This is a genomic window from Rubritalea profundi (assembly GCF_002954445.1).
Classification (GTDB): domain Bacteria; phylum Verrucomicrobiota; class Verrucomicrobiia; order Verrucomicrobiales; family Akkermansiaceae; genus Rubritalea; species Rubritalea profundi.
The window spans coordinates 2,326,489-2,336,217 of the sequence record NZ_MQWA01000001.1 but is presented as its reverse complement, the minus strand read 5'-3'; the positions used below and the strand labels follow the sequence as shown (position 1 = coordinate 2,336,217).

The 9,729-nt window shown below is 51.0% G+C and carries 5 protein-coding genes and 1 pseudogene; all 6 read right to left on the bottom strand.

Annotated elements, in window-relative coordinates; genetic code table 11:
- Positions 1-20: 20 nt before the first annotated feature.
- The 6 genes and pseudogenes from BSZ32_RS10140 to BSZ32_RS10115 all read right to left on the bottom strand — a co-directional run bounded on the left by BSZ32_RS10140 (position 21) and on the right by BSZ32_RS10115 (position 9,722).
- Positions 21-950: a hypothetical protein gene (locus BSZ32_RS10140; RefSeq protein WP_105043304.1), complete on the bottom strand. Its 930-nt coding sequence runs from the start codon at positions 948-950 to the stop codon at positions 21-23.
- A 166-nt stretch (positions 951-1,116) separates the two neighbouring features.
- Positions 1,117-4,398, bottom strand: coding sequence for a ribonucleoside-diphosphate reductase subunit alpha (locus BSZ32_RS10135; protein WP_105043303.1), 3,282 nt, complete (start codon positions 4,396-4,398; stop codon positions 1,117-1,119).
- Between the two features lie 226 nt (positions 4,399-4,624).
- Positions 4,625-5,550 (bottom strand): annotated as a pseudogene (locus BSZ32_RS10130) (ribonucleotide-diphosphate reductase subunit beta).
- Positions 5,551-5,804: 254 nt separating this feature from the next.
- Complete coding sequence (locus BSZ32_RS10125) at positions 5,805-6,857, bottom strand: ribonucleotide-diphosphate reductase subunit beta (RefSeq protein WP_105043302.1); 1,053 nt, start codon at positions 6,855-6,857, stop codon at positions 5,805-5,807.
- Between the two features lie 1,149 nt (positions 6,858-8,006).
- Positions 8,007-8,594 (bottom strand): hypothetical protein, encoded by a 588-nt coding sequence (locus BSZ32_RS10120; RefSeq protein ID WP_206018810.1) that lies wholly within the window; start codon positions 8,592-8,594, stop codon positions 8,007-8,009.
- A 45-nt stretch (positions 8,595-8,639) separates the two neighbouring features.
- The gene (locus BSZ32_RS10115) at positions 8,640-9,722 is read right to left on the bottom strand and encodes an NHL repeat-containing protein (protein WP_105043301.1); all 1,083 of its coding nucleotides are present in this window, start codon (positions 9,720-9,722) and stop codon (positions 8,640-8,642) included.
- Between the last annotated feature and the right edge of the window lie 7 nt (positions 9,723-9,729).

The window sequence follows — 9,729 nt, the reverse complement described above, 5'->3', positions numbered from 1 at the left end:
ATACAATCAACCATAGCTATTCAAGTCGTTTCCTTGATAGAAGGCCTGGCCCCATTTACAAATTTTAAAGCTTCTTCTACAGCTACATTTAAGCCTTTCAAAACTGATTCTTCCCCATTCTCATAATATCGCTTGTACAAGCAATGAGTTTCAAACTTATAAGATTCACAAATAAACTTTGGCAACGAATCCTTAATATGAATCAACTCTGGATCTGAAATATTTCGACCACTCAGTCTATTTTTTAAATCAATACACAGACTTCTTGAAAAACCATAATCACCAGACACTAGAGATGCCAACGCTAATATATACCTCGTTGACACATCAACACGCTCAGCTGCATTTCTAAATTGATATATGTCATTATTATGAGAAATAATATCATCTTTCCTCATAGAGTTAGCAATTTCTTCCGCTAGAAATTCTTTAACTCGACTTTGAACTTTAGAGTGGCTAACCGTGCAGACCATCTCCACAACATTCCTTTCCTCATCATCAATCTTACGTAATTTCGCTTTTGCTTTTATAAGGAATCTTCCACCTGAGATGTCCATAAACCTAGAGGCCCCCTTAAGATCTCCAATGTCACCAGCTTTAGATTTTGAATGCATAATAAAGCTAAACGGCACCTCCCCATTACTTAAAACTTCTTTGAGAGTTTCTACAAAGTCAGCACGTACACGTTTTTCTTGCTCTCTAGTGTCACACACTAAAACCAAATCAATCCCTACTACGTTTTTAGGGTGCTTCTTCACTCGCGTACTACACCACCAAATAGCATAAACTGTAAAAGACACGGCAATATCAATCACTAAATTCATCCATCCAAGGTCAGCCCAACCATTCTTGACCTGAGGAATTAAAAATATTCCAAAAACCAATAAGCTTATAAGCCAGCCAGTACTTTTCTCATGCCACCTCTCGAACAGAACCCAAAGTTTATCCATATAATTTACGACTAAAACACGATCACTTCATAAAGTGATCTCCCCATTTGTACTCCACAATATTCAATAACGTACGTACTCGGCACCATCCCATACGCGATGTTGGAACAGCTTAGATAGAAACACCCTCTGTAGTTTACCCACAGAGGGCTAAATATAATTGAGCTTACTGACACGCTTCGCACTCTTCACCATTCATCATGGCTTCGAGGGAGCAGGCTTGAACCTCAGCTGGGGAGTATTGCTTCTTTGGTGCGGCTGTGGTTGCTGCGCCGGCTGCTACGCCGCGGGTTGCTTTCTTGGTGTCGATGGTGGACTTCTCGATTCCTGATGCACCTTGTGAGCGGAGGTAGTAGGTGGTCTTGAGACCAGTGGACCAGGCTCGGCGGTACATGTGGGAGAGTGTCTTGATGTCAGGTACGGCGATGAAGAGGTTGACCGATTGGGATTGGTCGATCCACTTCTGACGGCGCGCTGCGGCATCGATGACGGCCTGGTATGGGACGCCGAAGACTGTGCGGTGCTTCTGCTTGATAGCATCTGGGATCTCGTTGATCTCATCGAGCTCACCATCAAAGTACTTGAGCTGGTCGAGCATTTCGCGGTTCCAGAGGCCTTCTTTCTTGAGGTCTCTGACGAGCTGGCGGTTGAGCACGAGGAAGTCTCCTGAGAGGTTGGACTTGACGAAGAGGTTCTTGTAGTTCGGCTCGATACACGGGGTGGTTCCCATGATGTTGGAGATGGTGGCTGTCGGTGCGATAGCGAGGACGTTGGAGTTACGCATGCCGTGCTTGGCAATCTTTTCGCGCACGGGGGTCCAGTCCATCTTGTTGCCACGAGGGACGTCAACTTTCACGCCACGTTCGTCTTCGAGGAGATCGACAGTGTCCTGTGGAAGGAGACCGCGGTCCCACTTGGAGCCTTTGTAGGATGAGTAGCTGCCGCGCTCTGCTGCAACATCTGAAGATGCGCTGTAGGCGTAGTAAGCGATGGCTTCCATGAACTCGTCGTTGAACTCGATAGCGGCATCAGATGCGAATGCTAGGTTCTTCTTGTAGAGTGCATTTTGAAGACCCATGACACCCATTCCGATAGGACGGTGGCGGGAGTTTGCTGTCTTGGCTGACGGAGTCGGGTAGAAGTTGATGTCGATGACGTTGTCGAGGGCACGGATGCCGACGGTGATGGTCTCCTTGAGCATGTCGTGGTCGAGCGATCCGTCTTCGCGGATGTGGTTGTCGAGCACTACTGAGCCGAGGTTACACACTGCAGTTTCGTCTTCGGATGTGTTGAGAGTGATCTCTGTGCAAAGGTTGGACGAGTGGATGACACCAGCGTGGTCCTGCGGTGAGCGGACGTTGCACGGGTCTTTGAATGTGATCCATGGGTGGCCAGTTTCGAAGATCATTTTGAGCATCTTCTTCCACATTTCGATAGCTGGCTGCTTCTGTGACCAGATCTTGCCTTCTGCTGCCATTACTTCGTACTCGGCGTAACGACGCTCGAATGCTTTGCCGTAAAGGTCGTGAAGGTCTGGTGTCTCGTTGGAACGGAACAGTGTCCAGTCTTGGCGGGCTTCCATGCGCTTCATGAAGAGGTCAGGAATCCAGTTCGCTGTGTTCATGTCGTGACAGCGGCGACGCTCGTCACCGGTGTTCTTGCGAAGCTCTAGGAAGTCTTCCATGTCGTTGTGCCATGTCTCAAGGTAGGCGCAACCAGATCCGCGACGCTTGCCGCCCTGGTTGACTGCAACGAGCTGGTCGTTGTGGAGCTTGAGGAATGGGATAACGCCCTGGGACTCACCATTGGTGCCCTGGATGTAACCACCGGTGCCGCGGACAGCAGTCCATGAACCACCGAGGCCGCCAGCCCATTTGGAGAGGTAAGCATTGTCTGCGATACCACGCTGCATGATGGACTCGATGGAGTCGTCGACCTTGTAAAGGTAGCAGGAGGAAAGCTGGCTGTGGAGTGTGCCGGAGTTGAAGAGTGTGGGAGTGGATGAGCAGAATCGACGACCTTTGTAGAGGTTGTAGAGACGCACACACCAGTCTTGCTTGTCAGGTCCGTCTTCTTTGAAGAGGCCCATGGAAACACGCATCCAGAAGAATTGTGGAACTTCGAGGCGGCGTTGCTTGTCGCCCGTCTTGTCGATCACAAGGTAGCGATCGTAGAGGGTCTGAATACCGAGGAAGTCGAAGTCGAGGTCGGCAGTCGGGTCGAGTGCTTCAGCGATTTTATCGAGGTCGTAGCGGCCGTCGATGAGCTCTGGGCTGAGACGCTTGATGGCGACACCGTGCTTGAGGTATGCCTTGAATGCTTTGGCGTGGGCTGACTTTACGCCTTCAATTCCGTCGCGGAGGATGTTCCAGTCGAGGACTTCCTCATAAATGTAGGAAAGGAGGATGCGGCCAGCGAACTTGGAGAAGTCTGCGTCTTGCTCGATGAGAGTCTTGGCGTTGAGCGTGATGGTGGTCTGGAGACCTTCAGCTGTGATCTCGGTGCCGATGGAGCGGCGGAGTTCGCGCTCGATCTCACTTTCTGAGAGGCAAAGATCGAGGCCGATGGAGGCGAACTGGATGCGCTTCTTGAGCTCGGTGCCATCCCAGAAGATAGAATTGCCATCTGCTGTGGTGACGACAACCATGGAGTCCTGTTGTGGGTCTTCGATTGGAAGTGCATCGTCGCCGGTACGGGATGCTGTGCGCTCGGCGCGGTAGAGGACGTAGTGAGCGGCGATCTTGAAGTGACCAGCGCGCATCAGTTCTTCCTGGACGATGTCCTGGACGTCTTCGATGTGGATGAATGCTTTTTCCTCAGTGCGAACGCGGTTGGTGACGGCGTGAGCCACTGCTGATGCCGGCGAGGCATCGAGCTTCATGGTGAGGAATGCCTGGCGGACTGCGTTCTCGATCTTGGTCTCGGACCATGGAACGACGTTGCCGTTGCGGCGGATGAGGCGGACGGTGAATGGCTCGCTAGAGATTACTGAGACTTCGATGGACCCTTTGTCCGCAAGTGAACGGTTGAAGACGAGGGATTTCGCTACGTCGTGCGCGTCGTTCTCGATGAGTGCCTTCTCGATGAGAAGGTAGAGGTCGTTCTGAGTGAGCTTGAGCTGGCCACCGTCGATGACTTGCTCGATGAGTGACTCGGCAACATTGTGTGCCACGCCGGATACAAAGTGGCGGTTCTCATCGTTGAAAATAAGGTCTACCTTCAACTGACGTGCCAGAAGGAGGTCAGTGAGTGCGCCACCGATGGTGTCGGCTACGTCTTCGAGGGACAGCTCAGATTCTTTGGAGCCGTTAACGACGATGACTTGGGGGACGCTCTTGGTGGGAGTGGACAACTGATCGCGCCAAGCGAAGTCAGGCTTTTCTGAGCGTGGACGGGTGACGACGTTTTTCAACGCTACGTCTTCTTCTAGGGTTATATTTCTATACATGGGATAAAAGTGGTGGGTGGTTTTTTGGTTATTTGGGAGTGGCGTTGAAAGACTGGGAGTTTTCAGGTTTCAGTTTTCAGTTTTCAGTTTTCAGACTGCTGGGGTTGATGGAACCTTGGTCGATGGAACTTGTGGTTCGGAGACTCTTTGGCGATTTGGGAGCGTTTGTTTCATTATCCTGGTCTGAACTCTGAAAACTGAACTCTGGAAGTCTCCTTTAGCTCCGCTAAAGATCGTCGTCGTCGATTTCTCCGAGAGCTGAGGCTTTTTGGTATTCTGTGACTCGGCCTTCGAAGAAGTTTTGTTCTTTCTTGATGTCCATCATCTCGGCGAGCCATGGGAATGGGTTGGAGGTTCCGCCTTCTACTAGTGGGGCCAGGCCGCAGGCTGTGAGGCGGCGGTCGGCGATGAAGTCGATGTATTGCTCGAATTCAACGAGGTTGAGTCCGACGGCAGCTACTGGGAGACAGTCGCGGATGAAGGCTTTTTCGAGGCGGATGCCTTCGGCCATAGTGGCGCGGAGGTCTTCTTTGAATTCCTCTGTCCAGATCTCTGGGTTCTCGTCGACTAGATCCATCAGGAGGTTGCGGAGGAGTTCGATGTGGTTCGACTCGTCACGCAGGGTGTAGCGGAACATCTGGCCGATACCTGGGAATTTATTCTGCCGGTAAAGGCTGAGGATCATGCCGAAGAGGCCGTAGAACTGGGTGCCTTCCATGACCTGACCAAACATGAACATATTGCGGCCGAGCGCCTGCTTGTTCTCGATCTTGGTCATGTCCATGTCGCGGCGGAGGCCCCGGCTGTTGGAGACTACGAAGTCGGTCTTGTCTTTGATGGTTGGGATGTCTTCGAGCATTGCCTCGCACTCGTGCGGGTTGATGCCGAGTGATGAAACCATGTAGACGAGCGAGTCGGCGTGGATGTTTTCTTCGTGGCCGTGGCGACGGAAAACGAGATTAAGCTCAGGTGCGCTGATAAGCTCGCAGATGACGTGAATCATGTTGTCACCGACGATGCTTCTGCTGCAGAAAAGTAGCCGATACCCATCTTGATGATCCACCGCTCGACGTCAGAGATTTCATCGCTGCGCCATTGCTCGACGTCCTTCTGCATCGGGATGTCTTCTGGCTCCCAGTGGTTGGCACGCATATTCTTGTAGATCTCGTATGCCCACTCGTATTTGAGCGGAGCGAGTCCAAAGCCTGATGGAGTGGTGCCGTTGATAACGCGCTTGCTAGAGAGAATGTTCTCAGCAGCTGCGGAGTCGATGGTGATGGTGGCGTCGCCTAATAATGTAGTGGTCATGGTCGTGAAGAAGGAAAAAGTTGAAAAGGATAAAGGATAAAGGGCTTAGGTTGATGCTAAGGAATATGGAATTTACCCTTTTTCCTCCTCTAGCTGCGCTAGAGGTCGTCGTCTTGGAATTCGGTTTGGGATTGGGTGGCGGCTGCGTTGGCTTGGTTAGCACCAGCTGGGAAGAAGACTTCGTCTAGCCATGGGAGTGGTGATGGATCTGTTGCTGGGCCTAAGCCGCAGGCGGCTAGTCGGCGGGCAGCGACGTGGTCGATATAGCTGTCGAGGGTGTCGTTCTCGAGTCCGGCGCTGGCAGCTCCAGAAAGGTAGTCGCGGATGAAGGATTTCTCAAGGGCGACTGCTTCGTCCATGAGGGCTACGAGCTCGGCGTCGAAGGCGTCGGTGCGGATGTCATTGTTCTCGCGGTTGAGCTCAGAGAAGAGCTTGCGGAAGAGTTCGCAGCGGAATCCAGCGTCGCACAAGAGGCTAGCGAGAATTTCGGCTGTGCCGGTGAGTTTGCCGGTGCGACCCATCTCAAGAACGACGGCGTAGAGGCTGTAGAACTGGAGGCCCTCCATGCACTGGCTAAAGAGGAAGGTGTTCTTGGCGAAGGCTTGCTTGTTGGCGAGCTGGGTCATGTCGGCGCTGCGGTCGAGCTCGACGAGGTGCTTGTCAGTGAGCGCCTTAACCTTACTGGCAGCTTCAGCGAAGTGCTTGGTGCAGGCTACAGGGTCGAGAGAGAGCGAGCTAAAGATGTGGACGAGGACGTCTTGCTGGGTATTTTGCTCGTGAACGTAGCGGCCGAAAACTAGCTTAAGTTCAGGTGCTGTGACGATGTCACGGATGGCGTAGATTTCCTCAGCACCAGTGATTTCGCCGGAGGTGGCTTGGTAACCAAGAAGCATCTGAACTGCCTGCTGCTGGTCTTCTGAAATGCTTGGCCACTGTGCAGCGTCACCACGCAGTGCAATATCTTCTGGCTCCCAGTGGTTGTTCTTCATCTCCTTATAGAGTTCATACGCCCACTGGTATTTGAGTGGTAGAATATTGAAGAACATGGTGTCGCGGCCATTGATGACCTTCTTCGCGGCATAGGCTTCTTGCGCCTTTGCTTCATCGATTTCGAAAGTGCGATCGCCGAGAGTTACTGTGGTGGTGGACATGTGCTAGAAGAAAAAAGGTGTAAGGATAAAGGAAAAAGGCTAGGTTGATACTGGAGAATGACCGTGGCTCTGATAGCCGCGTCGGACACTTTCGTGGCTGTTGCAGACACGATGGAGAATATGGCTTATGTTACCCTCATCGGTCAACGTCATTTTGCACCATGTGGTATTCACAAATTATTAACAATACCATATGTTGTGTTTTTTGGAATTTAAAGAAAATGTGAATAAAGGCTTGATATGACGCTAATCCTTGAAAATTCTAGGCTTATCAAGGGTTTGATACAGGTGTACGGGTCGAGACATTCCTCCCCCCTTGCGCTATAAAAAAAATCGAGCTGTTAGGCTAAGTTGGGTAATTAGCGAAATTTTAAAAACTTTCTAAACCTAACATCTAACCGACCCACTGAAATCTGAGTAAAGCGCTTAAAATCAGTTAATTTATTTTTAAAATAACCACAAATCCAGATTCCCCATTGAATAGATGAACGCGAGTAATACCACTCGGAGCTCCAAAAGAGCGGAATGTTGTTTTCTGGGGGGGGGTGAAAAATAGCGCTCCGAGGAAGCCGTGGAATACTGAGCTCTTACCTAACTCAGAATGATCATTCGCGTCAAAATGGTGATTGGCTGAAGGGATGACTTCATGTACCCATGAGCTTTATCTCAGCATGAGTCTGGCCTTCAGCCAGAGAAGACACCTTCTTCCCTATCCTAGGGTTACGCTCCTGCGTCACTCACCCTAGGCTGGTATGAAAATGGCCTTCAGCCAGTCGCAGGCATGAAGTGTAGACTCTGCTGATTCTTAAAATATGAAGTGTCTATATTTGCACGTTCAAGCTCTGAGGTTCGTGGCGGTGGTTTCCAACCGCCAAGCCCAAGACTATCAAATACGGACGAGGCGGTTAGAAACCGCCGTCACACTCCAAAGCGTAGGACTCAAGAATCAATCTATATCCCCCAGGTAGCCTACAGCGAAGGCAACATGAGGCTGAGTTCCGTAAGCCCGTGGGGCTAGCGAGTCACTCCAAAAACGAAAAAGTCCCAGAAGCACTTGCTTCTAGGTAGCCCCCAAAAAAACGAATGTTGTTTTCTTGGGGGTTTGAAAAATAGTGCTCCGAGACAATTTATTGATCGAAGAGCAGATCTCTACGCGCAGAGGCGCTGGCTAGCCTCGATCTTTGGGTTACGGCGAGCTTCGATCTGGTAGTAGCTTTCTAGCAATTTCACCTCGATTCCCAGCTCCTCTCGCAACTCACCGAGTGGGCAGTCGAGGTACGGCCGGTAGTCGAGTTCTTCTAATAGGAGGCACTGAGAGATCATCCCGAGATGGACAGCATCGGCATAGACCTTGTGAGCGTGCTGTGGAAAACGATAGGCTTTAGGATACCAATGGCCGGCGACGTAGCCGAAGAGCTTGGAGGCGGTCGTGCTCATGGCGTGAGAAGAGCCCATGGTGAAACCGATGGTGAATGCTTCGTCGATCAAAGTGGTACCCCGCCCTAACAAGAGGTGGATGCAGTCGTGTTGGAAGAGGCTCACTCGCCCTTTAAACATACTAAAAGGAGGAAAGGAGAACCCTGGATTCTCCATCATCTGGACAATCCAAGGGACTTCTGAGGCATTATTGCCGATAGCGTCCAACTGCGCTAAGGCATTGCGCAAGGTCATTTCCCGTTCCGCCAAGGGAATGAGAAATGTTTGGAGATCTGGATGGTAGCTAGGCATTGCTGCCATGCTACCACAGAGATAAGCGATCTTCCAGCCTTCGCTGGAATTAACTTACTTAACTAGAGTGAGTTTTGAAACACGGCCGGTGGCATTCCAGTCTTGGACGTAGAGGTTACCCGTAGCGTCGAAGCTGAGTCCGTGAGGAGCAGAGAAGATGCCTGGGTTTTGATCTTCATTCGCCACTTTGAAGTTAGCCCATTGCTTCTTGTTCGGGTTGTCTCCAACAAAGGAAACGGGTGTGCCGGTTTTGTCGATAATAACGACTCGAGCTTGAAGTTCGGCGACAGCGACGTGGTCACCGTGGAATGAAACTGCACAAGGGAGACGGAGGTTAGAGGCATGCACGCCGATCCAGTTTCCATCGAGGTCGAGGTGAACAAGGCGGCGCTTCGCACGATCGCAAACGAGCAGGCGTGGCTCACCAAAGCGGGTGTCGATTCCCAGTCCGTGGCAGGTTTTGAATTTTTTTAACTCGTCACCGCGGCCACCAAAAGTTTTGAGCAATTTACCCACTTTATCAAATTTGTGAATGAGGTTAGACCCGTAGCCCATGCTGACGAAGATCGAGCCATCGGCAGCGACTGCGATGCCAGTGATGCCTTTGACGCCACCTGGGATTTCACCTGTATTTTTATTGGGGATTTCCATCACGATATTGCCATCGAGATCGATTTTCAGAGCACGCAGATTCTCCTTACTGTCGCGTTTACCGCCGAGCTGAGCACCGTAGAGATATTCTTTATCTCCCTCAGATACTATTTGTAGTCCGTGGATGCCTCGCGCTTTTAGAGCAAGGGCTTTGACGAAGGTTCCATCTGGTTTGAACACGCAGATCGACTTTTCGCCGTTGGTACTGACATAGATGAGCCCTTGCTTGTCGACAGCTACACCTCCGTGGGTAGGGCCGAGTTTTGCGTCTTCAGGGAGTTTCCCCCAATCGAGGACGTTCTCGTAGGTAAAGGTTCCATTGCCAGTGCGGACGACTTCAGTCATCCCTTTGGCTTTAGGTGGGTGCTCGTGACCTTCATGCGCTTGAACTGAGCTAAAGATGGCTAGGCCCAGCAGGCTAGAAGTAAGAAGTGGTTTGACCATATGAATGGCAGAATAGTATTCTGAAAAATAAACGCAAGCCATCGCGTAG